Below are 25,693 nucleotides of genomic sequence, written 5' to 3' on the forward strand. Positions count from 1 at the left end.
CTTAGCGGTCTTTTAACTTGCTTTTCAGGTCGGTGACAGCTTTGGTTAATACTTTGAACATCTTTTCCAGCCGCGATTGACGAACCTGGTTTGACTGGCTTTCTGTCTCTACTTTCTCAGAAAGTGATTCTATCTGCTCTGAACAGTCTTCAACTTTCCCGGAATAGTCCTTGACCTGATCAGACACCACCTTGAGTTCTTTGGTTGAGGTAACCACTTTTTCTTTGAGCGTGTCTTTCAGACCGGTGACCTGTTCCGTAGTTTTCACCTGGCTTCTGTGCAGGGTTTTCTGCTCATTGAGCAGGGCAGTGACAATCTGTACCAACCGGTGCTTGCTCTCCTTGACTGCGCCCAGGGCTTCGACGCTGGCATTGGTCTGGGTGGTGAACAGCTGGCGCAGTTTTTCTGCTTCTTTCAGCTGCAGTTCTGCCTGATTCAGCTGGCTGGACTGAAGCTCTGTCATGGTTTCAATGTGGCTGCCGACCTGCTTCACGGTGTCTGACATCTGGGTGGTTTGTTCAGACAGCTCCTGATGGTTGTGACTGATCAGATCAGTCAGCTCCCGCCACTGACCATCACTGATAGAGCCTTTGTCAGAGATTTTCTGCAAGATGCCGGAGATGGTGTGGAGCTGCTCTGCGATCTGCCCCAGTTGGCCGTTGTCGGCAGCGGGGGCTGAACTGCCTGAACTCTCCCCGTTACCGGGAACGCCGCTGCCAATAATGTGCTCAACCGTATGCTGGGCCAGCCAGTTCTCCATGGATGAAGTGAAGTAGCTGCTCGCCTTGTTGAGGTGGAGCAGGAGGATGCCGAGCACCATGGATGTGCTCAAGCCCATCAGTGAGGAACCGAAGGCGGTGCTCATCCCGCCCAGTGGTCCTTCCAGACCTTTGATCAATTTTACCAAGGTGACCATGATATCGACATCGCCACCGAGGCCTTGGGCCAGATCGGCGAGAATACCGCCGATGGAGCCGATGGTGATGGTCAGACCCAGGAAGGTACCGAGTAGTCCGATAAAGACCAGCAGGTCGGTGAAGTAACGTACAAAGGCAATCTTTTCATCCAGGCTGTCCTGCAGGGAGTCGATCAACGCCTTGGTGGCGGGCGCCGAAAGCTTGATCCTTCCCAGGGATGCCACATTGTTCTTGAGAAGGGTCATCGTTGGCGGCATCAGGTGCATTTTCAGCTTGGGCGGAGGCGTCTCGTTTTCGTCATCGACAAAGAGGATCTCGTCCAGCTTGGAAACGACCAGCACGTCATCCCGAAGGTGAAAGACATACAGGAAACAAAGGAATGTACCCAGCAGGAAAACAAACAGAATGGTGCCGTTCAAGGCAACGTTGGACATGAACGCCGGGCCAAAGAAGTCCTTGGTGAAATAAACCAAAACGATGGTGGCTGCTACGACAAACGCCATCCGCTGAATAAACCCCACGATTTTCCTGGGGTTGGCAATATGCAGCTCAGACATGCCCCTATATACCCTTTTGCTTGCGTATTTCCCTGGCCGGAGTTGCCTCGGCGTTTTCTACTTTTGCTTTATTCATCACAGCACAATCAGCTGTCTTCCAGGTTCCTGATCGTGTTGATGACATCGTTCGTATAAAAACGGATGTCCAGAATGCTTTTATAAAAGTCGAACTGAAAAACAGCGCTTTGGACCCGGCTGTTATGGTAATCACCCTGTGCAGTAGTGATATCCAGCAGGGTTTTCTCGCCCAGCTCAAACTCCTTGTAATAGAGGTCGACAATTTCCTGGTTGGTCTTCAGGGCTTCGTCGTTCACCATTTTCTCGTCCAGCAGCTTCATCGTGGCGCTGTAGGCTTCCTGAACCTTCTTTTCGAGGGACAGCGTGGCTTCACGCATCCGATAATCGGCCTGCATGACTTTTGCATTGTTTTCGTCAACTTTCCGACGAGCCTTGTAGCCATCCCAGAGGTCATAGCTCATGGTGATGGTGCCAGCCTCGGTGGTTTTCCATTCTTCCGACGTGTCCAGGGAATTCTCCCGGTTAACTTCCAGCTTCATTTGGAAGGTGGGATACAGGTCTGCGCGGGCCTTGTCTCTCTCTTCCCTGGCCGATTCGATGGAGGAATGCAATGCCTGAACCTGGTAGCTCCGGGTGATGGCAAATTCCACCAATTCGTCCAGGGTGTGTTCAATGACCAGGTCATCCAGCAAGGGCATGATCAGGTTGTCTGGTTCAATGCCGGTGAGGCTCTTGAAGGTTTTACGGGCAAAGGTCAGGTCGGTTTTGTACTGGATCAGTTCCAGTTCGGCATTCTGCCCAAGGCTGGTCAGACGCTGGACATCGGATTTTCCTGAGGCGCCCGCAGCTTCCCGGGTTTCAAGAATGCCCAGAAAGCGCTTGTAGAAGGCAATGTTTTCTTTCACGTGCCCGATGACCTGTTCCAGTTTGAGGATTTCCAGAAACGTCTTGGTTGTCAGCAGAGCCAGCTTTTCCCTGCCATCGCTCAATGTCTGGCGTGTGGCATTGAGTTTATGTTTCCGGGCATCCACCTGGTTGGAGATACGGCCAAAATCGTAGACAACCTGGCTGAGGATCACCGATGACTTGATCTTGTCCCGCCAGTCGTTACCTGTATTACGGGTGAGCCCTCGTTCCAACTGGTAAGACAATTTGGGTTGATAATCCGCATAACTCTGGTCAAGCCGGGCCTCTCCCATATCGACCGAGGCCTCTAAGGATTTTACGGTAGGGTTAAATTCCAGTGCCTTGATGACCGCTTCTGTCAGCGTCAAGGCATTGCCCGGGGTCAGAAATAACAACGTACAGCCCCCAAGCAGACATTTCAGCTTCATACCATTCAGTTCCGCCTGAGTCTGATGTAGTTATGGGGAAGGCTTTCAAGCTGAATCGGCTTTTGGGAGAAGAACTGTAGAAAGGCAATGGATTTATCCTGCCTGCAGAAATATCAAGAAGCCACAGGGCCAGACGATAGATACTTAGACTTGTTGCTGTAATACGTCGTTGCTGAGAAATCGTGCCGGTTTCCCGGGTCGTAGCCGGTTTTCATTCTGTTGATCCGCCGGTGGAGCGCAATGGCGAAACAACCCGAAAGTAACCCTTGGCCCGGATTCGTAGACGCCCTGTCGACCACATTGCTGGTATTCGTATTCCTTGTTGTTGTCCTTATCCTGGTTGTCACCGCGCTCAGTGTGCAGGTGGGCTTTGATATCGCCAAGGCGGTCCTGGAGACACAAAAAGAGGCGGCAGGGAAACATAATGCGCTGGAATCCGGGCAACAAGCTACCGTGGATGCAGACATAGAACGGGAAATTGTCTCAGAGGCCACAGAAGTCATTCTTGAAAGCCAGGTCGAAGCAGAAGTCCAAGAGAAACTGATTCGTATCAAGTACCAGGATTTCAGTTCCCGCCTGACCGAAGATGCCAAGAAAGAACTTGAGTCATGGGTTGATGAAAAATACGATGAAATCAAGGAAAAACCAGTTTTCATCATCAGTCTCCTGACCCATAAGGGCGTAGCAAAGACGGTCGCCTATGAAGTGGCATTCAACAGGATTACCCAGATACGCAAGATACTGGTTGATAAAGGTTTCCCTACGGAGAATATCAAGGTTCGACTGGATGATTCTGGTCCAGATGATCAACGCAATGAAGTTGTCATAAAGGTTAAGAGTGAATAGTCATGAAACCTTTATTTAGCCGGATGAACCACCGTTTCCTGTCACGCTATTCCATCGTGCTCTGTATCACGGGCATTATTCTTTTTTTCCTGATCTGGGCGGCGATTGTCGAAATAGATGTGGTCGTCAAAAGTGATGGCCGCGTCACGACGTTCAGCAATAACAGCGTGGTGGAGCATCTGGAAGGTGGCATTCTGACCGGCCTGCATGTCACGGAAGGCCAGCGGGTTGTCAAGGATATGCAACTTTTTGCGGTGATGAACCCTACCCTGACTGAAAACATCAGTATCCGGAAACAACAGCTAAACGGGCTGGTGGCCAAGGCACAGCGGCTCTATGCCGAAATGAAAGGTGAAGCACTGTCTCCTTCCATTGAGCAGGTGGCAGAGCAGGATGAATATTATCTCAATGAACTTGAGCTCTATAAGAAACGAAAAAAGAAACTTCAGGAACAGATTTCCATCGTCCGCCAGCAGATCACCAAGGAAAACGCGCTGTTGTCTGAGCTGGATCAGGTTATCAAGGATATGAACAATGAGCGGGCCGTAGCGCAGAAGCAGCTGGATATCCTGTCGACCCTGCTGCGGCAGGGCGCCGGTTCCGTGCAGAACCAGCTGGAAAAGAAGATGGTACTGCTCAAGATCGAAACCCGCATCAACCAGTCACTCAAACAAATTCCGGTAATTGAAGCGAAACTGTCCGAGCTGCGATTGAAGAAAAGTAAGCTAATCACAGATTTTCGCGAAGAATCGCAGCATGATTACAACAAAACGCGGCTGGATATCGCCCAGATTCAGGAGCAGATCCGCTCTTCACGGGAAAGGGAAGTGCGGGAAAATGTGACTGCACCGGTTACCGGTACTCTCCATACCCTGCATGTGAATACGATTGGTGAGGTGGTGCCGCCGGGAACGGTTTTAGCGGAGATCGTACCGGATGGGGTGCCGTTGATGGTCGAGGCTATGGTGGCGCCCCATGACCGGGCCAAGGTCTGGCCGGGACAGGACGTTAATGTGCGCGTTTCGGCCTACGATTACACCACCTATGGCTCCCTGAAAGGCAAGGTGCTGGAAGTGAGTGCAGACACCTACAAACATGAAGTCACAGCCCAGCATTACTACAAGGCCATGATTGAAACCGAAAACTCGGGGTTCGATGAAAACAGCCAGTTGATCCCGGGGATGACCGTAGAGTTGAATATCCTGGCCGGTAAACGGACGCTGCTGGGTTACCTGCTCGGGCCTCTCTCTGAATCCATCCGCTTTACTGCAACGGATACCTGAATCTGTACCTCACAGTGGCAGTGCCGTGGTGTATTTGATCTGTTCCATGGCAAAGCTGGAGGTGACATTACTTAACCCGTCGACGGAATCGATCAGCTTCTTATAGAACACATCAAATGCCTGGATGTCGCTGACAACGACACGCAACAGGTAATCCCACTCCCCACTCATCCGATAGAGCTCTGCCACTTCCGGGAACGAGGCCGCTTTCCGGGCGAAATCACTCAGCCAGCTGCTGTTATGGCCGCTGGTCTTGATATGCACGAAGACCGAAACGCCCAGGTTCACTTTGTCCGGGTCAAGCAGGGCGACGCGACGGGTCAGGATGCCTTCGTTTTCCAGGCGCTTGATGCGCTTCCAGCAGGGGGTGGGGGAGAGGTTTACCTGCGCAGCAATCTCGGTCAGCGGCAGGGTGGCGTCTTCCTGTAGAAGGATAAGTATTTTCCGATCAATTTTGTCCATGAAAAATAATTCTAATAACTATGGATTATTTAAAATTGTTTTCCAAACAGGCTTAAATCACCAGCTGACTTTGCAATATTTTTTTACCTTTCGGGCGATAGTATGAATAGCAGAAAATGATGTTATCGCTATTCGTGGAGAGTAACTGTTTATGGTCAGTCAGAGAGAATGGGTCAACCAGGCTATCCGTGCCATCGAGGCCGACTTCCAGCGTTCGGCAGACACCCATCTGATTAAACTCAATATCCCGAGCCTGACCGGTATCGATATTTATCTTAAGGATGAGAGCACGCATCCCACGGGTAGCCTGAAGCATCGCCTGGCCCGTTCCCTGTTCCTCTATGGGCTCTGTAACGGGAGAATCCGGAAGGGTATGCCGATTATTGAAGCGTCATCCGGCAGTACGGCAATCTCCGAAGCGTACTTTGCCCGGCTGATTGGCCTGCCCTTCATTGCCGTGATTCCGAAATCCACCGCGAAAAAGAAAATTGAGCAGATCGAGTTTTATGGTGGTCAGTGTTACCTGGTGGATAAGCCTGCGGATATTTACCGTGAGTCTGAACAGCTAGCGTCTGAACTGAATGGTTATTACATGGATCAGTTCACGTTTGCTGAACGGGCCACAGATTGGCGTGGTAATAACAATATCGCCAATTCCATCTTCAGCCAGATGAAAAAAGAGCCGTACCCTGAGCCTTCCTGGGTGGTCATGAGCGCAGGCACTGGCGGAACCTCGGCAACGATCGGACGCTTTATCCGTTATCGGCAACTGGATACACGACTGTGTGTCGTAGATCCGGATTACTCGGTATTTCATGACTATTTCAAAACCGGTGATTGCACACTGACACTGGATAAATCATCCCGTATAGAAGGCATTGGTCGTCCAAGGGTGGAGCCGTCGTTTGTTCCGGAAGTTGTGGATACCATGCTCACCATTCCGGATGCAGCCGCTATTGCAACGATTTACTGGCTGGAAAAGAACATTGGCCGCAAGGCTGGTGCAAGTACAGGCACTAACCTGTTTGGCGCACTCAAAATTGCGAGCGGCATGCAGGAACGGGGTGAGCAGGGTTCCATTGTTACCCTGCTGTGCGATGCCGGTGAGCGTTACCTGGATACGTATTACAACCCTGACTGGGTTGCCGCCAATATTGGTGATATCAGCACCTGGAAGCAGGCGTTGGAAGCGCTGGATATTACGGGCAATTTGTCCGTTTGATACGACATCAGTTATGGGCGGGTGTTGCCTGAAACGCTTTTCGTTTCAGAAATGCTCGCCATTTTCGTAGTAATCCCGCTCAATCAGCTTGTGAAAAACAACGGCGATATCGGTGGTTTCACTGGTTACACGACGAATCATGTGGGTCAGGCTGGTGGCGACTTTGTCCTGTACCTCTGGCCCCCGGTCAAACCAGTGCATTTCAATGAAGGGATAACCGGCATCTTCTGCGCCATCAACAATGAACGTCGAGGTGATGTGCTCCAGCGTGAAATGATCACGGGGACAGCCGACCAGTGCTGACAGGGAATCGACCAGTTCCTTGCTGATCATCATAACCTGGTTTTTCTGGACGCCTCGGATTCGGATATGTGGCATGTTTACCTGATCTCAGTTCAAGCGGATAGGCGCGTGAAGATAGCATGTTTTCCTGCACTTGCCTGTTCGGAGGATTAACATGTTCGAAAATGCTGGGCAGATAAGCGTTCAAGGACACAGTGGTGTATTGATGAACGGTAGCATGTACCGGTAGCACAATACTGAGCGACTTATATACATTGGCTGGCGCTACTGATGTTGACTTGGAGGGCTTGGCTTCTGGCGGCTGAGGAAGACGGTCGTAGATGTATCATTTTCTTATCGATACTGAACACACGGTTGTGTGTCGGTAAATTCTGTACTTTGTGACTATTTATAGCAGCCCCCACAGGTTCAAAAGAGCCTGAGGGGCTGGTTTTTATAAATATCGAATGAACTGGGCTATGTTGTTACGTGAAGTGATTATACTGATGCCAAAGCAGCCTTCGCCATTATACTTGTATCTAGCGGGTGTGCGGCGGTAGAAGTAGATGCTCCATGCTCAGTCTCAGAAGATATAGCAGGTCCCTCTGCTTCCATTCCCAACACAGCAACTTCGGGTTCATCACGTGATCCCGGTGCGCGGGCGGCACTGGTAAGCTGCACCTGGCTACCACTTCGGCTTAATTGACCCTCTAGATCAAATGCATCGGTTGGCGCCTGCTCACGAGATTGCTGCCAGTAATGATAGCCTTTCTTCAATGCCCAGATACCGCCGGCAAGACCGACACCGGTGACTCCACTGACGATCCCTGCACCTACCATTAAGCCGAATAAGTTTGCGGGCTCGTTTTGTACTGGAGGTACAGTCGGAGCGGAGGGGGTTTTCAGGCAGTGCGAACGTATCGCGGACAGTTGGTAATCAAAAATGGGCTGGTCAGGTTTTATTTCATCGTTAAAGACATGGGCCAGTGTGCGTGGTTTCCCATCGAAGTCAAACCGATCCTTGGCATATTCAAGAATCGTGGTAAGAGGTGCACCTGTTATTTTGGACTTAACACCACCCTTTAACACGTTGGGATCAGTAAGCCATTGATGTCCAGCACTGGCCAGATCGCCATTTTTTAGCGAATTCAGTTTGGGAATGATCGAGGTGCTGGAGTTTTTACCATTGTAGATAGGTGTGTCCCAATTGACCCCAAAGGCAAGCATCTGGATGAAGTGTGCCTGGGTCAGGTCTTCGCAGGCAAGGGTTAAGGCATTGAGGGGCAGACACTCAGCTGAAAGCAGGCGTTTGAGGTAATCCGGAAGGGGTCCGGCCAGCTTTGCTTCATCCCCCAGGAAGTGTCCGAGGTCTCGCGGAATGGTGTCGTTGGTCAGTGCGCCGTTGACGGCCCGGTCGTAGGCATAATTGATAGCAGATAATATCTGTTGTCCTGTTATCACCTTCGACGTGATTTCCGGCCTGATGTTTTCTGATGACATCAGGTATTGGTAGAGGCCTCTCGTCAGTTCGGGTTCATCCCTGGCGATCTTGTCCAGTGCCGCAATGAAGTCAGTCCCGTTGCTGTTGATCAGCTCTGTTTCGCTGCCAAACAGGCTGATCAGTTTGTCGTGAAACTGGGTCCAGGTCGGGTTGCAGAGTGGCGCCATTAAATGTGACACAATGGGTGCCGCGACAACCATTGCACCTTTCATCAAAAAGCCAAGCATTATTTGCTCTGCAACTGCAACTTGAAAAGTTCGATTGAATTCAACGGCCTTTTTTACGCCTTTGGTGAGCAGTTTGGGCGTATTTGAGCCGATATGACTCAATGCTCCAGTTGCCTTTTCTTTTGCTTTTTTTACTGAATGCATTTTGAATCTGGTTGCTTTGGAAATGGCGGGTTGATAATGGTTTTTTAAACGACTTGCAGTGCAAGTGCTGCTTAATGAATTGACTTTTGGCATGGTGTCTCCCTGGCAGAAATTGTTCTGCATGTGATTGAAAGAAACTGTCTTTGTCAGGCGATAGGTTTGTAAACGCACAGACTTAGGTTTCGGCAAGCTGAAGGGGAATTGGTTTCATCAAAAGAGTGACAAAGGTTGTCAGGGAGGAATTTGTCAGGGCTGTCAATGGGTTGAAATGGACTTGTGATGATTAAAGAATCACCTGTTTTACAGGTGAGTCATGTGTGAATGCATGGATATGACAACAGCGCCAGTCATGCCATCCTTCCATGTACTGCCTGTCTTGCTTTTATGTTATGTATTCGCCGATGTTGACGTAGCCGTTTCAGGGCTGTTTGCAGGTAGGCGGTTCAATGCATTTTTCGTTCATGAAATATTCCTGACTGCTTTTGTCAAAAAAGATAATCGTGATATTGCCGGTAATACCTGTCTTTCGTCGTATGATGCTGGTGATGGTGTTGACGGTGCGTTGTTTGATGAAGCTGCCGAGATCCAGCCAGAAGACTTCGATAACCGGGGACGGGGCCGGATTCCCGGCACTGACAAAAAAGTGCGACAGCGGTTGCTCAAGGGTGATATGCGTTTCAGGATAACCCATTATTTCAGCGACACGTTCAATCAACTCCTTACTGAATCGACTGATGGTTTGCTGATCCAGACCTCGTATCTTGATATGCGGCATGTGGTTTTTCCTTATTCAACATGACGTTAAAAACTCAAAAACTATTGATCTAAAACAACTACGTGCAAAAGTCGTTCAACTATAGTTGAGTCACATTGTGTAGTTGATTATTTCAGTTTTAAGGTCAGGTACGACCAAACGTCTTCGGGAGAAGCTGTCACTGTGTTGGAAGACATTCAGACTCAACCTAGCAAGCTGCATTTGCCGGATGACGAGCCCGCGTGGCGCAGTGGTCCCTTCACGGAGGAAGACCGCCAGATTATCCGTTCCATGGAAACCGTGGTAGACGGTATTGCCGCTATTCTGGGTATGAGCTGTGAAGTCGCACTGCACTCCCTCGAAGACCTGAACCAGTCCATCGTCAAGATTGCCAACGGCATGACGACCGGTCGTAGCGTCCACAATCCCATTACCGCCGGCGCCCTGCGCCAGCTGCATGAAATCGCCAGCCAGCCGGGCAGCGATATCCGCACCACCTTCAAGCGCACGCCAGACGGCCGTCTGCTGAAATCCACAAGCAGCGTTATTCGTAACGGTCAGGATCGTCCCATTGGCATGCTCTGTATCAACATCAACATGAGCATTCCTGCCGCGGACTTCCTGCAGGCATTCGTGGGTGGTGTTGACAGTGAAATGGCGGTGACCGAGCACTTCCCCTCCAGCGTTGATGACCTGGTGGAGAGCACGGTCGACAACACCATTGCGGAAATCAACAGCGATCACCAGCTGTCCAACAAGGTGAAGAACAAGCACATCATCATGGCCCTGTACGACAAGGGTATTTTTGATATCAAGGAAAGTGTGCCGCTGGTTGCAGGTAAACTCGGCGTGTCCAAGCACACCGTCTACCTGTACATACGACAGCGTAAATCCGGAGAAGGTTAGTCCCTGACCGGGCATCAGCCTTCAAAATCGGTGTGGTCGTTGTTGCGTCAAAAACGACAATTAACGACTACAGTTGTTTCTCAGTTATCAGGTCTCTATTCAGTCAGTATGCACACGTTTTTTGTTGCACCCACGCATTATGGGGTTGGCCTCACGTCCGTCGCCCTGGGTATGGTTCGTGCCCTTGATAAGCTCGGATGCCGTGTCTGTTTCTTCAAGCCGGTAGCCCAGCCCCGTCCGGGTGAAAATGGTCCTGAGCGGTCCGTGGAAATGGCCCGTTCCGTACTCAGCCAGCAAACCGTTCAGCCAATCTCCATGAATCGTGTGGAAGACCTGCTGGGTGACAACAAGTCCGACGTCCTGATGGAAGAGATCGTCGCCAACTTCGACCGTGCCTGCGCCGGTGCGGATGTTGTTATCGTTGAAGGTCTGATCCCGACTCGCGACGCACCTTACGTGCCACGCCTGAACAGCGAAATCGCCAAGACCCTGAACAGCAAGGTGGTTCTGGTCGGCCAGCGTGACGAAGACGAAACCCTGGCAGACGTCGCTGACCAGCTGGAAATCGCGGCAGACAACTACGGTGGTCTGTGCAGCAAGAATGTCCTGGGCTATGTCCTGAACAAGATGGACGAAGCAAGCCTGGCTGAGCTGAACCCCGATGGTGAGTTCAAGCCGCTGCCGGACATCACCTGCGAACGTGCCATGCCCATGGGTTACATCCCCCTGCGTGAAGAGCTGTCCGCAGCCCGTACCCGCGATATCGCCAACAACCTGGGTGCTGAAATCCTGTTCGAAGGTGAAATCAACCAGCGTCGTGTGACTTCCCGTGTTCTGTGCGCGCGCACTGCCGCCAACATGGCACACCACCTGAAGCCCGGCACCCTGATTATTACTCCCGGCGACCGTGACGATGTCATCCTGGCAACCTCCATGGCTGCCCAGAATGGTGTTCCTCTGGCCGGTCTGCTGATCACCGGCGGCAACCAGCCGGCAGAATCCATCATCAACCTGGTCAAGCCGTCCCTGCTGAGCAGCGGCCTGCCTGTGCTGATGACTGAATCCAGCTCCTACGAAACCGCGACCCGCATGGACCGTATGCACAACAGCGTACCGGCCGATGACCTGGAGCGGATCGAGATGGTCATGGAGACCGTTGCTGATCACATCAACGTGGACTGGCTGCAAAGCGCCATTGCCACCACCGTTGAATCCCGTCTGTCTCCGCCGGCATTCCGTTACCAGCTGGTTCGCAAGGCGCAACAGGCTAACAAGCGTGTTGTTCTGCCGGAAGGTGATGAGCCGCGTACCATTCGTGCGGCAGTTATCTGTCAGGAGCGTGGCATTGCCAACTGTGTCCTGCTGGGTAAGCGTGACATCATTGAAGCCGTTGCTGAAAGCCAGGGCATCACCCTGCCGGAAGGTCTGGAAATTCTGGATCCTGAAACCACTCGTACTCAATACATTGAGCCGATGGTTGAGCTGCGTAAGAGCAAGGGTCTGACTGCACCGATGGCGGAAGCACAACTGGAAGACACCGTTGTTCTGGGTACCATGATGCTGGCCATGGACGACGTTGACGGTCTGGTTTCCGGTGCGGTCCACACCACGGCGAACACCATCCGTCCTGCGTTCCAGCTGATCAAGACCCGTCCGGATGCCGCCAACGTTTCTTCCGTCTTCTTCATGCTGATGCCGGAACAGGTGCTGGTTTACGGTGACTGTGCCGTTAACCCGGATCCGACCGCTGAACAGCTGGCTGACATCGCCATCCAGAGCGCTGATTCCGCCGCCGCCTTCGGTGTTGACCCCCGCGTCGCCATGATCAGCTACAGCACCGGCGATTCCGGCATCGGCAGCGATGTTGAGAAAGTCCGTGAAGCGACCCGCATCGCCCGTGAGCGCCGTCCTGACCTGATGATCGACGGTCCGCTGCAGTACGACGCCGCGTCTGTCGAAGACGTTGCCCGCAGCAAGGCGCCTAACAGCGATGTTGCCGGCCGCGCCACCGTATTTGTATTCCCCGACCTGAACACCGGTAACACCACTTACAAGGCGGTACAGCGTAGCGCCAACGTCGTAAGTGTCGGCCCGATGCTCCAGGGTCTCCGCAAGCCCGTTAACGACCTGTCCCGCGGCGCGCTGGTAGACGACATCGTCTACACCATCGCCCTGACTGCGATTCAGGCCGACGCCGGGCAACAGTAATAGCAGACAGGGCAACCGCCGGTTGCCCCGTCCGTGAGTTAACGAGAAGCACAGCAGGTTATAGCCATGACAACTGAAACCATGAGCGCCTGGGAAGGTTTCGTACAGGGTCAGTGGAACGAGTCCATTGACGTACGTGACTTCATCCAGAAGAACTACGCCCCCTATGAAGGCGACCACTCCTTCCTGGCCGGCCCGACTGAAGCCACCGACAAGCTGTGGGCTGACGTCATGGAAGGCATCAAGGTCGAGAACAAGACCCACGCGCCGCTGGATTTCGATACCAGCATGCCGTCTACCATCACCAGCCACGATGCCGGTTACATCATCAAGGACCTGGAAACCATCGTCGGCCTGCAGACTGAAGCGCCCCTGAAGCGTGCGATCATGCCGAACGGCGGTATCCGCATGGTTGAAGCGTCCTGCGAAGCGTACGACCGTCAGCTGGATCCTGAAACCCTGAAGATCTTCACCGAGTACCGCAAGACTCACAACCAGGGTGTTTTCGACGTTTACACCAAGTCCATCCGTGACTGCCGTAAGTCCGGTGTTCTGACCGGTCTGCCCGATGCCTACGGCCGTGGTCGTATCATTGGCGACTACCGTCGTGTTGCCCTGTACGGCATCGACGCCCTGATGAAAGACAAGGCCCGTTCACACGCTTCCCTGGAAGAGAAAATGAACGCCGGCGAAGACCTGGAAGCGACCATCCGTCTGCGCGAAGAGATCTTCGACCAGTACCGTGCCCTGCAGCAGATGAAAGAAATGGCGGCCAAGTACGGTTACGACATTTCCGGTCCTGCGACCAACGCCCGTGAAGCGGTTCAGTGGACCTACTTCGGCTACCTGGCGGCTGTTAAGTCCCAGAACGGTGCGGCCATGTCCCTGGGTCGTGTGTCCACCTTCCTGGACATCTACATCCAGCGTGACCTGGACAACGGCACCATCACTGAGCAGGAAGCACAGGAATACATCGACCACTTCGTTATGAAGCTGCGTATGGTTCGTTTCCTGCGTACCCCTGAGTACGATCAGCTGTTCTCCGGCGACCCCATCTGGGCGACTGAGTCCATCGGTGGTATGGGTCTGGACGGTCGTACCCTGGTCAGCAAGACCAGCTTCCGTTTCCTGAACACCCTGTACAACATGGGCCCGAGCCCTGAGCCGAACATCACTGTTCTGTGGTCCGAGCAGCTGCCCCAGGGCTTTAAAGAGTACTGTGCGAAGGTCTCCATCGACACCAGCTCCATCCAGTACGAAAACGATGACCTGATGCGTCCTGACATGGACAACGACGATTACGCCATCGCCTGCTGCGTATCTCCGATGATTGTCGGTAAGCAGATGCAGTTCTTCGGCGCCCGCGCCAACCTGGCCAAGACCCTGCTGTACGCAATCAACGGCGGTGTGGACGAGAAGTTGAAGGTTCAGATCGGTCCCAAGACTGACGCAATCACTGCTGAAGTACTGGAATACGACGACGTCTACAAGCGTCTGGACAACTTCATGGACTGGCTGGCAACTCAGTACGTGACTGCACTGAACTGTATCCACTACATGCACGACAAGTACAGCTACGAAGCCGCCCTGCTGGCGCTGCACGACCGTGACGTTTATCGCACCATGGCGTGTGGTATCGCGGGTCTGTCCATCGCTGCTGACTCCCTGTCTGCTATCAAGTACGCCAAGGTCAAGCCGGTACGTGACGAAAACGGTATCGCTGTCGATTTCGAAATCGAAGGTGACTATCCGAAGTTCGGCAACAACGATGACCGCGTTGACAGCATCGCCTGTGAACTGGTGGAAAGCTTCATGAAGAAGGTGGCTTCCCACAAGACTTACCGTAACGCGGTACCGACCCAGTCTATCCTGACCATCACTTCCAACGTCGTGTATGGCAAGAAGACCGGTAACACGCCGGACGGTCGTCGTGCAGGTCAGCCTTTCGGTCCCGGCGCCAACCCGATGCACGGTCGTGACACCAGCGGTGCGGTTGCATCCCTGAGCTCCGTGGCCAAGCTGCCTTTCGCTTACGCAAAAGACGGTATCTCCTACACCTTCTCCATCGTGCCTAAGGCACTGGGTAAGGACGACAGCAACCGTCAGCGTAACCTGGCCGGTCTGCTGGACGGTTACTTCCACCACGAAGAGAACCGTGAAGGTGGTCAGCACCTGAACGTGAACGTTCTGAACCGTGAAATGCTGGAAGACGCCGTGGAGAACCCTGAGAAGTACCCGAGCCTGACCATCCGTGTGTCCGGCTACGCCGTACGTTTCAACTCTCTGACCCCAGAGCAGCAGCGCGACGTTATTACCCGTACCTTTACTGCGACTATGTAAAGGCAACAGGACAAGCCCGGCAGTGTTTGTGACACTGTCGGCTACCGAACATGGAATGACTGTGAGAGGTAGTTAAGGCGGGAAACAGTGACCCCTGTTTCCAATGCCAGGGATTTTATACCGGCCCATGTGGCCGGTTTTTTTTCGGGCTCAATATCACCGACAACCTCTAGGTGGTGAAGCACTTTGCCGATGATGTGATGTGTAGCTGGAGTTAGCTGGTCGATATGGCACCGGCGGACAAGCTGTTCAGCCTCCCATTCTACCCTTATACAAGAAGACTGTTGTCAGCGAGTCCGGATCACTCCATGGAACGGAAATGGTTTGATGGGCTGGCCAGTTCACAGATCAATACTGAGTCGGGATGATGCTGTACCAAACGCTTCCGTCATGCGATCACTGGGTTTAGGTTCACTACCTTTATTTTAAGGAGACGGCTCAGGGACACTTTGACGTCTGTTACTGAATGACAGTGAGCTATTGCTCATCTCACATAAAGATCTGTAAAGGTCTCCATGGAGGTTAAGATTAGTGGGAGTTCTTTATATATTTTGAGCCGGGGTGATCAGCGATACACATCAAATTTGGAGACAATCAATAGTCTTTGCTGATCTCCGGATAGGACTGATCATCCACATCTGGCCTTCTGTGTCGCTTTAAAATCACCTGTGTTCAGTTATCTTCTCTTGGATCTCGGGATATTGCTGTGTTCGTCTTTTCTTTTTCTTACTGCCGGAGTAGAAGTACGCAGACCTCTCTCTGCCAATTGAATTGCTTCAACCTCTCTTTGATTCACCCTGCGCGCTGCTAATAAATCCCGGCTACCCTGACGAAGTATGATAAAAGCTAAGCCCATAGATGCAATGCACAGAATACCCGTGCCAAGCCAGGTTTTGATGTCTTCCTTTTTAATATCCCCCGTTACAACCGCTGTTACAGTCCAGCACAAAAAAACGCCTGTAGTTGCAGCCAGCCCGAGGGGAACTCCCAATCGTAGCACATGGGGTGCGCAAGTTTTCAGATTGTCGATCATAGAGAAAACGCCTGTTGTTCACCGATTGAATAATCAACCGGTAAATCTGAAATTAGTTCAAGACTTTCGCTCGTTGCCATACAGTGTTATTTCCCATTGCAGGTCCACATATGCGGGGTCAAATTATTTGTCTGTGTAAAACTGTAAACATCCCTGATTTGTGACACCCTAAATTCGAGTATTCAGACTGGTTGGTATGCTCACTCTTAAAGATGTTGGGTGAATCCGTATTATCCATCTTTAATGAGGTATCTGTATGCCTTATTAGTTTACGCTCCTATGTAGAGGTAACATCGGGCCTGATGTCTGCAATATTGGACAGAAGGTCAATATATAGACAAAATAGGGGGAGATAACCTCATTAGCCCTTATCTTGAAGTAGTTAAAGTTTCGGCCGCTTTTATCTTTGCAACGCCATAAAACTTCGTTGCTTTTTGTTTCAGGTCGAGATTGTTTATAACTTTATTTATTATTTTTTTGTGTGTCTTAAAATCTCTAGGGGTAAAATTAGTGTGTTCTAATATTGCTAAGGACTTTTCGAAGTCTGTGAGTTTGTTTAATATTTCTCTATTTTCTTGTGATGTGCTTGTTTTTGACGGTTCTTGTTTTTTCTTGGGTTTTTGTTTTTTTGATAGTTGTTCATTTATTAATTTATGTTTTAAGTTTGTCATTTGTTGTTCTGTTGTGCTGTTGAGGTTAGCTATCATTACTGGTGTTTTTGTTCTGGTGAATTCTTCCATTTTATCTTGTGTTTCAGAAAGGTGCTCATCTAACCATTCGTATAGTGATGTGAATAGCAGGAATGCTATGTCAACTGCCGATTGATTATTTTCAGATGCACATAAAAATATTTTGTCTTTTTCCCGCTTTGGGATGTTATCAAGGAGTTGTGTGTGTAATTTTTTGCCAGGTGCACAATCTAAAAGGATATCCGTGAAAAATTTTGACGTTATTTTCTTTATTTCCTGATTGTCTGACATGGTTTTTAATTCTTCTTTACAACGCTTTTCGTATTGGTAAAGTAAACTATAGTCGCAGAAGAAGGAATCATTCTTGTCTAACCCTTCTAAGAGTTCCTTATATACTTTAATGATAAAGTCATTTAAGTGTTCTTCGACTTTACGTTGTATTTCAGGGTATAAAATTTTGCGGGCATGTTTTGCTTTAATGTTAGTTGCAAAAGGCCGAAATGCATTGGAGACATTAAGCGCACGGTATAAATTATACCTTTCTGCGTATTCATATAACGAACCAGAGCAGTTCTCGAGTGTTGACGCCAGCCTGGTTGAAGCCACTCTTCCCGTCATCATCGAACCTGCAATGATGAGGTGCTGCAAATCACAATTAAGAAATCCAGCGAGCGGCTTTTCGTCAGGTATCGCCTTTAGCCATACTAATGTACGGATAGTAACATGGCCGAGTAGGCCGGATATGAGAATGCCAGCGAGACTGACAAATCTGCTGGTAAGGCCTGCTGACCATGCGACGAGTTTTGTACAAGGTATTACGACAGGCGCGAGGTTGAGTCCCATGGGTTTAATGTAACGATACTGTTTCCTGACGCCAGTCGCCGGTAGGTGCTGTTTCTGTCTGACTGACGGTTGTCTTGTTTGTCTGGATGAAGCTACTTGCTGCATGATATAAGCCTTTAAAAACGATCCATCATCACAAGAGAGCCATTCCTTCTCATTTAGTTCACTTGAAATTTACCGCATAACAGGCTTGTGATACTCACTGGCAGGCTTCAATGTTTAACGGCAAGTGATAGGAATGACTCATCATTTGTATTTCCGACCACAAAAAAGGCGATAGTATTTATAAGGTTGTACAACTTATAACTATTGTCGATGGTGTTTAGGTTCTAAAATATGGAATGACAGAGAGAGGTAGTTAAGGCGGGAAACAGTGACCCCTGTTTCCAATGCCAGGGATTTTATACCGGCCCATGTGGCTGGTTTTTTTATGGCTGTTAATAGTATGGAGACTTGTTTGAACTAATTCATTGGCTGTCTGTCAGATGCTTGTGAAACTCTAATAGTGAGATATTGAAATGGAACAGGCTCAAGGTCCAAGAACGCCACCAGTAACCCCTCCAAAAACACCATCGCCAGAGAGGCGACCAAGGTTATCAAAAACATCATCTGAATCAGCAATGCAGGGACGCATGCAAACGACCAGTGTTAGTGTACCACCTGAATTTGAACATCAAATTGAATCGTTACGTTTATCACCAGAATCAAGTGTAGGTCCTTCAGCGAGGGAAGTTTTACCGCAGAAGGAAAGAAAGGTTGCAGGTGTTTCGGAAGGTGAGCTTCCGAAGGCAAGCGTATCAATAGAGAGTGAATACAAGGTTTTTCATAATGACGCATTAATCGACGTGGAAGAATACATCACGCATAAATGTGAATGGCTGGATCAAGAGAAAGAACACGCTATTTTGGACATGGTTCAAGCCATTGATGAAAATAACTTAAATCCAGATAAAGTGCTTATTGTTGAAGAGCATGAAACACCGGGAGAACACCCTGAAAGTGATGTTGTAAGAAAAATATTTGATGTTGCACGTTTTGAAAATATTTATCATGGGGCTATTGATCGAATAAATAGACTGGAGGAAATAAGAGGTGATTTGCCTGGTGTCAACTTTATTGAGTTTAAACAGGTTTTTGCGAAAGTATGGTTTTATAAGGTAGTTTTATCTTTTCAGGATTTTATTGTTGATGGTGAGCCAGGTTGTTGTCCCGAGGAAGGGGTTAATAAACTGATGTCTATGATGTTGTATGGCTGTCATAATAATTTACATATTTTGCTTCCCGTAGTGCTTTTAAAAAAAGTATTGGAATATTTAAATATTGAAAGGCCCGAGGAGGAAACGCTTAAATTTAGCGGCTTAATCATTGAAAAGCTAAACGAATATATTGCGCAAGCTGAAAGCGCTATTGCATTTCAAGAGGTACCTCAGGGATGGGATTATGAAAGTACAAAGAGAAACGTCATCAATTTGCTGGGCGCCTCTGATCTGGAAGATATCATTGATATATCATTATTACCAAAGCTAGAGCGTTTTCTGGATAAAAAGGGTAATCTTTTTCCTGACGCAACCTATGTTTTACAATATACATGGTTAATAGGAAAAGAAATCACTGAACATGCTCACGTGATAAGAGCCCTGAAAAATATAAAGCGAATCTTCGATAAATTAGCACATGAGGATAGGGTACTGGCTCAAGCTTTCTGGTGTTACAGGGTTTTTGAATATCTGGGTTCTTTTACAGGTATTGCTATCGAGTCTGCGACTGTCAGAAAGTGTATCAATGAAACTATTGAAATCTTGCGTAAGGAAAAGAGACGTTGTAAGAATGAGTTCGCTTCACACTATCTCGGAATAAATATACTGGAGAAAACCGTCGAACATTTGGAGTTTTTAAAGGTTATGGGGCATAAGTGTGAAGACACGCGTTTGCTTTTACTTTCTGAGTTGGAAACAGAGAAAAAATTAGATTCCATCAGGTTACAGGTTGAGGATATTGTAAAGGACAAGACTGATAGCGAGAAGGCGAAAGAGCAAGCAGAGGCATACAGGCGCGATTATACGAAGGCGTTGATGATATCAGGAGCTGTTGCTAATCGACGTGAGCTTATCAGACATTATGAAATGATGGTGGTGTCATGGTGCGATCCTCCAGACATATTATCCAGAATTCAGCTTTTAGAGCTGGCGGAAGATAATTTATCGGACAATAAGATACCATTCGGAGATGTAGGCTTGTTAACACGGATATGGCTTTTTTCATTAATAAAACTGTTTGATGTTGTAACAGATAAACCAGAAATATATAAAAATATTAAACTGTTTGAGCGGGTATATAAGTTAATTGATATCGCGGTTTATAAAGGTGAACTTAGAAATTTATTATACGACGATCTTGATGTTTTAGATGCGGCACTGGATTTTGTTAGCCAATGGAAGCAAGAAGCTGGCGTATTATCCCGATTTGTTCGTGATGTGATGAAAAGTTTGTCAGACAATTCTCAATCCGTAATGCCACCTGAACCTGAGTCAGATACGCAAACTTCAGACGAAGAAGCGTCCGACGTTACAGGGAGTTATGATGTTACTGCAACGCAAACATTTGAGAGGACTGGCTCAGCATTACCTCAATCTCTGCAGGTAGGGCATTCACCTTTATCAGGGGAAACAATTAATGAACAAGAGAGCCAACAATTAAATCAAACAATCAGCTTTGTTCAGCAGTTATTGGATGGGTCGATTGAGGACGAGGAACTGTCTGGTCTAACGGAAGCAGCTGAAGTTGATTTTATATTACCTATACCAATATCAGGAGGCAGCCTCAGTGATGCTGAATTAAATGATCATTTTATTTATTTGTTATTTTGTTGGTATCGAAAAATTCCAAATGAAACCAGGCTGAGAATATGGAGAAATGTTTATTTTAATACTGTTTCCATAGCAGATAAAGACTCTGATAAGAGACTTTTGTTATTGGAACTTTTGGGACGGCGATTAGTACAAATTGCAGATTTCATGATACTACCAGAGTGTTCGGATGATTTTGATACACATTTTGATTTATTGCTTGAAGTACTAAAAATCGCTATCGGTAGTGATTTGCATAAGATATTGTCTGATGAAAAACTCGATGAGTTACATGAGGTGCTTGGATATATTGTTAATAGAAAAGAGAGTGAAGAAGCGAAATCACTTTTAGAATCTGTTGAAGCAAGGATGCGTCATATCCAAAGCTCGAAAGAGACAGCTTTTTTTGAGCAACAGTCTGGTGTACTTGAGCACAAAGAGGCTGCTGTTATGCCTGCTGGACCGGCGGTTCTGCAAGAAGGGAGAGATACCAGGCTTCCTACAATGCCAGAGCCATTCAGTGATGTTGCTGAGGCATCAGCTTTACCAGGTATAAGTGGTGAAAGCACTGTCATTGAGATAGCTGATATCGACAGCTATGTTGATAATATTCTTGAAAAAAGGGAATTCGAAAACCAAGTCCGGATAACGGATCTTGGCCATTCTTCCGATAAGTATAAATCGTGCTTTGTGGAAGGTGACCTTTCTCGTGACCATGCCGGTATAATGTTGAATTATATATTACGTATTGATTACGAAATGTGTGATAGTGATGCTTTGACGGATGCTTTGAGTCCTGTTCAGGACGCCATACCAAGAATTACAGATAAAGATCGCCATAGGCGTTGCGCCAGATTCTTTACGCATCAGATGATAGACAATATATCGCGTTTAGCAGGTGGTGAAGATTTGTATGAGGATGAAGTAGAGTGTTTTTGTGTTTTTATTAATGGATTGGAGTGGTGCTTAAAACAAGGTTTCCAAAAATGGTTTAGTTATGAGGTTATGTTAGATGTATTTGCTCAAATATATGAGACTTCCAGTCGTGGATCAATAGAATGTTCAGATTATTTGGAAACCCAATTTGATGAATATTTAAGTCCGCAATCAGAGCCACGCTATGAAGCAAAGACCCTTTTCGCTCTTGCGAAAACATGTTTTGTGCAGCAGTTTTCCAAAAGGCCAAAGGCCGAAATTATCTTTCCTGATTTTCATCAATGTACTGATTCGAAGATATTAGGTCAATGGGCAGTATTAATTGAGGAACTGTTATCGTCTGCTAATGATCCGTGCAGTGTTGATCCTGTTGAAGATATGGAATGTGCTAACTACCTGTTTGGACTTATGGGTGATTGTGAGAATAAAGCTGATATTTACAGAACATATTTTTGTCTTGCTGTCGAATCATCTCGAATGAACGATATCTCTTTGGTTGTAAATAATCTACCAGACAGGCATATGAATAATCAGATTGATGCAGTTAAGGAAGGATTTACATATATCAAAGAGCTTAGACGCGTCCAACAACGCAGGAGGCGAGTTGATCATGACAAAGGCTTGCAACATAAAGAGTATCAAGCCATTGTTAAGTCAGAAGAGGGAGAAAGGCTTCAATCTGCAATGCGTGTTATGGCATATGAAAATGCACTGTTGTCAGGAAAAGATAATTTATCAAGCATACTTGGAAAAGTGGAATATAAGGAAGAAAAGGCAGGGAAATATTCTACCTATACTTGCCCAAAATACCATCCACTTTGGAATAATCCTGTATGCTTTGAGCATATTTCTATATCGATACCATTTTTATGTGAAATCTGGAAATACTATGATGGGAAAATGTTTGCCTCAGAACGTCCTCAGGAACTCCATAAAATGGCTGCGCAGATGTTAAATCAATTGCACAGTGATAGCCCACATCAATTCTGGGCGAATAACGATTATTTCACTATGGATGATGTGATTTCAGTTATGCCTGCATTTAGCGTTGAAAATCGTCAACGTATTTTCGAATCTCGTCCAACCTCTTTAAAAGAATTAGTGGTTTCTCATTATCGAAATGCTTATTTTGCTGATGGTGCGAATCTCAAACAACTGAAGCAACAATGTGATGGCTTGCTGTCTGGAAGGAAAAAGGCAAAACAACGAAAAGCAGCGATTGGTTTAAATTCAGTGTTAAAATTGCATGTGAAACTATATTCTTGTGTAAGCAAACCCTATACAAAAAAAGTGAAAGCTATATTTGAAGATTTGAAAACATTGGCTTATGAAAAAGCCACTCTGACATTGGAGAGCGATATAGAGCGACCGCAGCGTTGGGATTCCTGGCTGCAAGCTGTGTTCTGGCAAGATATAAACAATGAATAGGCAAATCTGGATTTATTGAAAAATAATAAAATAATTATAAACCTGATATGCCTAAGAAAATATTACCATGCATGCCTTATTTCAATGGTTTGATGTCGCGTCGACATATTGATATAGCGCGCTTGCCCGGGGTATAGCGTTACAATTTCAGGTATAAAGTCACCGACATAAAAGGTGATTATGTGATCGCTGGTATTCACAAAATAGTGATAATCTGCCATCCGGTAGTTTTTCTCTGTTTTTCCTGAGTCAGTGCCGTCAAGCGGGAGAAGGGAAGATGATTGGTGATTATCTTCGGCTATCTCAATATCTGTAGCATCATCCGCCATGACAGTTGTGATACTGAGTGATATTAGCAGAATGCCCGCTGCCAGGCTTGAGTGAATCCGTGACCACATAATAATTCCTCCATGGTGAATGACTTACATTCTGTTTGTGCTGGACTTGCTGCTGGATTCTCACTTTTGGCTATCCTGCGCAAGTGTTTTCTATTTGATTGTGTACTGACAATAAAGTTCCCTATTCTGACTACCCACAACGCCGTTTATTGCATACAGAGATCAAACGTGGGGTGTTTTCAGATTATTTCTGATTCCGAATAGCCTGATCTGCCCATTGGCACCAGTCCGGAGAGCCAGGCTGGGGTTTGGCAGGTTCTAACCAGCGCAGTTTTCGGTGAATCACGTAATACCACTCAGAAGAGCCAATATCGGGCCCGTGGCCATGGCCATCACCAGTGCCGATCTTTTGTTCGACCATCCGGTTCCATTCCGGAGAGCAGGGTGGTGGCGTATTAGGCGGCAGGGTGTTGTCAGAGAAGGATTCACAGCCAATCAGGCCAATACAGAGCAATGGCAAACAACGGCGCAGCAATACCATGAAACAGCTCCAGAGTAGCATCAGTCTGAGGAAGGGCCATCATACAGGAATATGGGGAGCGCAAGATGATATTTCAGGGCCAGCATACGCAGGGTCACACCAGACACCATCACGATAGCGATGATCAGTACCGGGTGTAGTGCTGTATGGGTCAGGCCGACATAGAGGGCGGTCGCGAGAATTGAGACGGTCGCATAGAGCTCCTTTCTGAAGACCCAGGGGACATCACCGCACAGCACATCCCGGATAATCCCTCCGAAGACACCGGTCAGCAGAGCTGACAGGGTGGCGATTGTGTATCCATGCCCATGTTGCAGGGCAATATGAGCGCCGATTATGGAGAGCCCGGTAACCCCCACGGCATCAAAAAACAGGAAAACCCGCAGCAGGTGATTGAGGTAGCGCCGAATCAGGATGGTTGTCAGGGCCGCCGCCAGGCAGATCCAGATAACCTCAGGCCAGCGTATCCAGAGCAGTGGGAAATTATCCAGAAAGACATCCCTGAGGGTGCCGCCGCCCAGCGCCGTGGCAAAAGCAATGATCACCACGCCAAAGGGATCCATCCCCTTGCGGCCGGCCGACAGGGCGCCGGCAATGGACTCGGAAACGATGGAGAGGATCAGAATGCTGGTCAGAACCTGGTTTTCCATGGCAATTCCCTGAACGACCGTAAAAGGGTCATGTCACCGTTGGCTTTTGTTGGCATTGCCCGGGTTGCCACCGGGCACCTTTGACCAATAGTAGACAGTGATTGGGACTAAGGGGTTTCCGGTTCGTCGTTGCAGGCTTCGAAGACCCCTTCAAAGATGTCAGAGCACAGGGGGTAGTTGAGGTATTCCGGGTTTTCGCAGGATTCCACTACCCAGTATGCACGCTTGAGGATTTCTTCCTCACCAGGTGTCTGCTTACAGTACCAGTCGCGATTGGTGGCGACGCTCATGCAGGCCTGGGTGCGCAGCCGGGCCTCGACGCGGCAGGAAAGGGAAGACCATTCGCATTGCTGTGACCATTCCAGGTTTTTTGTGACGCAGTCTTCTGCCGAGCTGCCTGCGCTTTCTTCTACAACGGCTTCATAGAGGTTGGTGTAGTGTTCCAGGTTGCTGCTGACCCACCAGTAGCCCGCAGCGGCGACCAGGCAAATGGTGAGGAACAGCGCCATCAGCAGTAATCCCATCAGTTTTGCAGTCGACATAGCGGGTTCCATTGTCTGTAACGTAAAGGGCCTTAACGTATCATCGGGTCGTTCGCTACGATGCTTTAATAAGTTGGAACTATTAGCCCAGACTTGAGTCACAGGGTGGCTTGTCTAATACTGCGTTGGCGGCTTACAGGAGAGAGTTATGGCGGATAGCATTGAACTGATCAGCTTTAAGCTGTGTCCGTTTGTTCAGCGTTCAGTGATCACATTGCTGGAGAAAGGGGTGCCTTTTGATATCACCTACATCGACCTGGCCAACAAGCCTGACTGGTTCCTTAAAATCTCGCCAACGGGAAAGGTACCGGTGTTGCGGATTGGTGATACGGTGCTGTTTGAATCGGCCGTCATTAATGAATACCTGGATGAAGTGACGCCGCCTTCCCTGCATCCATCCGACCCGCTGGAAAAAGCCCATCACCGCGGCTGGGTTGAATATATCTCTACACTGTTTATGAGCCAGTATCGACTGATTATGGCGAAAGATCAGGCCGAATTTGAACGGGAACGGGATACCTTTGTGGGTGGACTTTCCCGGCTGGAAGAGCAGTTGGATGATGAAGGTCCATGGTTCGCCGGAGCACGCTTTTCCCTGGTCGATACATCAGGTGCCCCATTGATGATGCGAACCCGGACATTGGATCGTAACTTCTCGACGGAATTGCTGAAGGTTTATCCAAAGCTGCAGCGCTGGAGTGATGCGTTGCTCGCCCGGGAATCCGTGAGGCTGTCGGTTGTGGAAGATTTTGAGCCGTTATCGATTGAGCGCTATCGGGCGCAGGGCAGTTGGATCATGGCTTAGGTTATTGTTACGGGCTGGGTATTGTATTAACCCAGCTTGAG

At 48.6% G+C, this 25,693-nt stretch carries 20 protein-coding genes; 8 read left to right on the plus strand and 12 right to left on the minus strand.

Annotated elements, in window-relative coordinates:
• Position 1 precedes the first annotated feature (1 nt).
• Positions 2-1,474: a hypothetical protein gene (locus AC27K1_RS05760; protein WP_487149005.1), complete on the minus strand. Its 1,473-nt coding sequence runs from the start codon at positions 1,472-1,474 to the stop codon at positions 2-4.
• A gap of 86 nt (positions 1,475-1,560) precedes the next feature.
• Positions 1,561-2,826: a TolC family protein gene (locus AC27K1_RS05765; RefSeq protein ID WP_487149006.1), complete on the minus strand. Its 1,266-nt coding sequence runs from the start codon at positions 2,824-2,826 to the stop codon at positions 1,561-1,563.
• A gap of 240 nt (positions 2,827-3,066) precedes the next feature.
• On the opposite strand from AC27K1_RS05765, the gene AC27K1_RS05770 reads away from it, so the two are divergent.
• Together AC27K1_RS05770 and AC27K1_RS05775 are read left to right on the plus strand one after the other, a co-directional pair.
• Positions 3,067-3,672 carry a hypothetical protein gene (locus AC27K1_RS05770; RefSeq protein WP_487149008.1) on the plus strand — a complete coding sequence of 202 codons (606 nt, stop codon included), beginning with the start codon at positions 3,067-3,069 and terminating at the stop codon, positions 3,670-3,672.
• Between the two features lie 2 nt (positions 3,673-3,674).
• Positions 3,675-4,955: an HlyD family type I secretion periplasmic adaptor subunit gene (locus tag AC27K1_RS05775; protein ID WP_487149009.1), complete on the plus strand. Its 1,281-nt coding sequence runs from the start codon at positions 3,675-3,677 to the stop codon at positions 4,953-4,955.
• 9 nt (positions 4,956-4,964) lie between these two features.
• Here AC27K1_RS05775 and AC27K1_RS05780 read toward each other — a convergent pair whose 3' ends face one another.
• Positions 4,965-5,417, minus strand: a complete 453-nt coding sequence (locus AC27K1_RS05780; protein WP_487149010.1) for an Lrp/AsnC family transcriptional regulator — start codon at positions 5,415-5,417, stop codon at positions 4,965-4,967.
• Positions 5,418-5,568: 151 nt separating this feature from the next.
• Here AC27K1_RS05780 and AC27K1_RS05785 point away from each other — a divergent pair, with 151 nt between their 5' ends.
• Positions 5,569-6,639 carry a PLP-dependent cysteine synthase family protein gene (locus AC27K1_RS05785; protein ID WP_487149012.1) on the plus strand — a complete coding sequence of 357 codons (1,071 nt, stop codon included), beginning with the start codon at positions 5,569-5,571 and terminating at the stop codon, positions 6,637-6,639.
• Positions 6,640-6,684: 45 nt separating this feature from the next.
• Here the strand turns inward: AC27K1_RS05785 and AC27K1_RS05790 are convergent, their stop codons facing one another.
• The 3 genes from AC27K1_RS05790 to AC27K1_RS05800 all read right to left on the minus strand — a co-directional run bounded on the left by AC27K1_RS05790 (position 6,685) and on the right by AC27K1_RS05800 (position 9,568).
• Complete coding sequence (locus AC27K1_RS05790) at positions 6,685-7,017, minus strand: DUF1904 domain-containing protein (RefSeq protein WP_487149013.1); 333 nt, start codon at positions 7,015-7,017, stop codon at positions 6,685-6,687.
• Positions 7,018-7,419: 402 nt separating this feature from the next.
• Positions 7,420-8,886: a hypothetical protein gene (locus tag AC27K1_RS05795; protein ID WP_487149014.1), complete on the minus strand. Its 1,467-nt coding sequence runs from the start codon at positions 8,884-8,886 to the stop codon at positions 7,420-7,422.
• 325 nt (positions 8,887-9,211) lie between these two features.
• Positions 9,212-9,568 (minus strand): DUF1904 family protein, encoded by a 357-nt coding sequence (locus AC27K1_RS05800; RefSeq protein WP_487149015.1) that lies wholly within the window; start codon positions 9,566-9,568, stop codon positions 9,212-9,214.
• 162 nt (positions 9,569-9,730) lie between these two features.
• Between AC27K1_RS05800 and AC27K1_RS05805 the strand changes: the two genes are divergently transcribed.
• The 3 genes from AC27K1_RS05805 to pflB all read left to right on the plus strand — a co-directional run bounded on the left by AC27K1_RS05805 (position 9,731) and on the right by pflB (position 15,001).
• A complete protein-coding gene (locus tag AC27K1_RS05805; RefSeq protein ID WP_395180297.1) occupies positions 9,731-10,453 on the plus strand; it encodes a helix-turn-helix transcriptional regulator in 723 nt (240 codons plus the stop codon).
• A gap of 108 nt (positions 10,454-10,561) precedes the next feature.
• On the plus strand, positions 10,562-12,661 hold the full coding sequence (gene pta / locus AC27K1_RS05810) for a phosphate acetyltransferase (RefSeq protein WP_487149017.1): 2,100 nt from the start codon (positions 10,562-10,564) through the stop codon (positions 12,659-12,661).
• A 66-nt stretch (positions 12,662-12,727) separates the two neighbouring features.
• Positions 12,728-15,001, plus strand: a complete 2,274-nt coding sequence (gene pflB, locus AC27K1_RS05815; RefSeq protein ID WP_487149018.1) for a formate C-acetyltransferase — start codon at positions 12,728-12,730, stop codon at positions 14,999-15,001.
• A gap of 676 nt (positions 15,002-15,677) precedes the next feature.
• Here the strand turns inward: pflB and AC27K1_RS05820 are convergent.
• Positions 15,678-16,034: a hypothetical protein gene (locus tag AC27K1_RS05820; protein ID WP_487149020.1), complete on the minus strand. Its 357-nt coding sequence runs from the start codon at positions 16,032-16,034 to the stop codon at positions 15,678-15,680.
• Positions 16,035-16,402: 368 nt separating this feature from the next.
• Entirely contained in the window at positions 16,403-17,671 is a 1,269-nt protein-coding gene (locus AC27K1_RS05825; protein WP_487149022.1) for a hypothetical protein, read from the minus strand.
• Between the two features lie 413 nt (positions 17,672-18,084).
• Here AC27K1_RS05825 and AC27K1_RS05830 point away from each other — a divergent pair, with 413 nt between their 5' ends.
• Positions 18,085-22,776, plus strand: coding sequence for a hypothetical protein (locus tag AC27K1_RS05830; RefSeq protein WP_487149023.1), 4,692 nt, complete (start codon positions 18,085-18,087; stop codon positions 22,774-22,776).
• Positions 22,777-22,838: 62 nt separating this feature from the next.
• Here the strand turns inward: AC27K1_RS05830 and AC27K1_RS05835 are convergent, their stop codons facing one another.
• From AC27K1_RS05835 to AC27K1_RS05850, 4 genes are all read right to left on the minus strand, one after another.
• Complete coding sequence (locus tag AC27K1_RS05835) at positions 22,839-23,174, minus strand: hypothetical protein (protein WP_487149024.1); 336 nt, start codon at positions 23,172-23,174, stop codon at positions 22,839-22,841.
• 184 nt (positions 23,175-23,358) lie between these two features.
• Positions 23,359-23,655, minus strand: a complete 297-nt coding sequence (locus AC27K1_RS05840; RefSeq protein WP_487149025.1) for a hypothetical protein — start codon at positions 23,653-23,655, stop codon at positions 23,359-23,361.
• Positions 23,656-23,675: 20 nt separating this feature from the next.
• The gene (locus tag AC27K1_RS05845; RefSeq protein WP_487149027.1) at positions 23,676-24,305 is read right to left on the minus strand and encodes a trimeric intracellular cation channel family protein; all 630 of its coding nucleotides are present in this window, start codon (positions 24,303-24,305) and stop codon (positions 23,676-23,678) included.
• A gap of 107 nt (positions 24,306-24,412) precedes the next feature.
• On the minus strand, positions 24,413-24,847 hold the full coding sequence (locus tag AC27K1_RS05850) for a hypothetical protein (RefSeq protein ID WP_487149029.1): 435 nt from the start codon (positions 24,845-24,847) through the stop codon (positions 24,413-24,415).
• Between the two features lie 148 nt (positions 24,848-24,995).
• On the opposite strand from AC27K1_RS05850, the gene AC27K1_RS05855 reads away from it, so the two are divergent.
• Positions 24,996-25,652 (plus strand): glutathione S-transferase family protein, encoded by a 657-nt coding sequence (locus AC27K1_RS05855; protein ID WP_487149030.1) that lies wholly within the window; start codon positions 24,996-24,998, stop codon positions 25,650-25,652.
• Positions 25,653-25,693: the final 41 nt, after the last annotated feature.

Source organism: Kistimonas ophiarachnellae, from assembly GCF_057552235.1.

Excerpts from the sequence above, each read along its gene's own strand:
- AC27K1_RS05825 (WP_487149022.1), bottom strand. The coding sequence starts at position 17,671 with ATGCAGCAAGTAGCTTCATCCAGACAAACAAGACAACCGTCAGTCAGA.
- AC27K1_RS05800 (WP_487149015.1), bottom strand. The coding sequence starts at position 9,568 with ATGCCGCATATCAAGATACGAGGTCTGGATCAGCAAACCATCAGTCGA.
- AC27K1_RS05820 (WP_487149020.1), bottom strand. The coding sequence starts at position 16,034 with ATGATCGACAATCTGAAAACTTGCGCACCCCATGTGCTACGATTGGGA.
- AC27K1_RS05795 (WP_487149014.1), bottom strand. The coding sequence starts at position 8,886 with ATGCCAAAAGTCAATTCATTAAGCAGCACTTGCACTGCAAGTCGTTTA.
- AC27K1_RS05845 (WP_487149027.1), bottom strand. The coding sequence starts at position 24,305 with ATGGAAAACCAGGTTCTGACCAGCATTCTGATCCTCTCCATCGTTTCC.
- AC27K1_RS05785 (WP_487149012.1), top strand. The coding sequence starts at position 5,569 with ATGGTCAGTCAGAGAGAATGGGTCAACCAGGCTATCCGTGCCATCGAG.
- pflB (WP_487149018.1), top strand. The coding sequence starts at position 12,728 with ATGACAACTGAAACCATGAGCGCCTGGGAAGGTTTCGTACAGGGTCAG.
- AC27K1_RS05775 (WP_487149009.1), top strand. The coding sequence starts at position 3,675 with ATGAAACCTTTATTTAGCCGGATGAACCACCGTTTCCTGTCACGCTAT.
- AC27K1_RS05855 (WP_487149030.1), top strand. The coding sequence starts at position 24,996 with ATGGCGGATAGCATTGAACTGATCAGCTTTAAGCTGTGTCCGTTTGTT.
- AC27K1_RS05840 (WP_487149025.1), bottom strand. The coding sequence starts at position 23,655 with ATGGTATTGCTGCGCCGTTGTTTGCCATTGCTCTGTATTGGCCTGATT.
- AC27K1_RS05850 (WP_487149029.1), bottom strand. The coding sequence starts at position 24,847 with ATGTCGACTGCAAAACTGATGGGATTACTGCTGATGGCGCTGTTCCTC.
- pta (WP_487149017.1), top strand. The coding sequence starts at position 10,562 with ATGCACACGTTTTTTGTTGCACCCACGCATTATGGGGTTGGCCTCACG.
- AC27K1_RS05790 (WP_487149013.1), bottom strand. The coding sequence starts at position 7,017 with ATGCCACATATCCGAATCCGAGGCGTCCAGAAAAACCAGGTTATGATG.
- AC27K1_RS05770 (WP_487149008.1), top strand. The coding sequence starts at position 3,067 with ATGGCGAAACAACCCGAAAGTAACCCTTGGCCCGGATTCGTAGACGCC.
- AC27K1_RS05760 (WP_487149005.1), bottom strand. The coding sequence starts at position 1,474 with ATGTCTGAGCTGCATATTGCCAACCCCAGGAAAATCGTGGGGTTTATT.
- AC27K1_RS05765 (WP_487149006.1), bottom strand. The coding sequence starts at position 2,826 with ATGAAGCTGAAATGTCTGCTTGGGGGCTGTACGTTGTTATTTCTGACC.
- AC27K1_RS05830 (WP_487149023.1), top strand. The coding sequence starts at position 18,085 with ATGGAACAGGCTCAAGGTCCAAGAACGCCACCAGTAACCCCTCCAAAA.
- AC27K1_RS05780 (WP_487149010.1), bottom strand. The coding sequence starts at position 5,417 with ATGGACAAAATTGATCGGAAAATACTTATCCTTCTACAGGAAGACGCC.
- AC27K1_RS05835 (WP_487149024.1), bottom strand. The coding sequence starts at position 23,174 with ATGTGGTCACGGATTCACTCAAGCCTGGCAGCGGGCATTCTGCTAATA.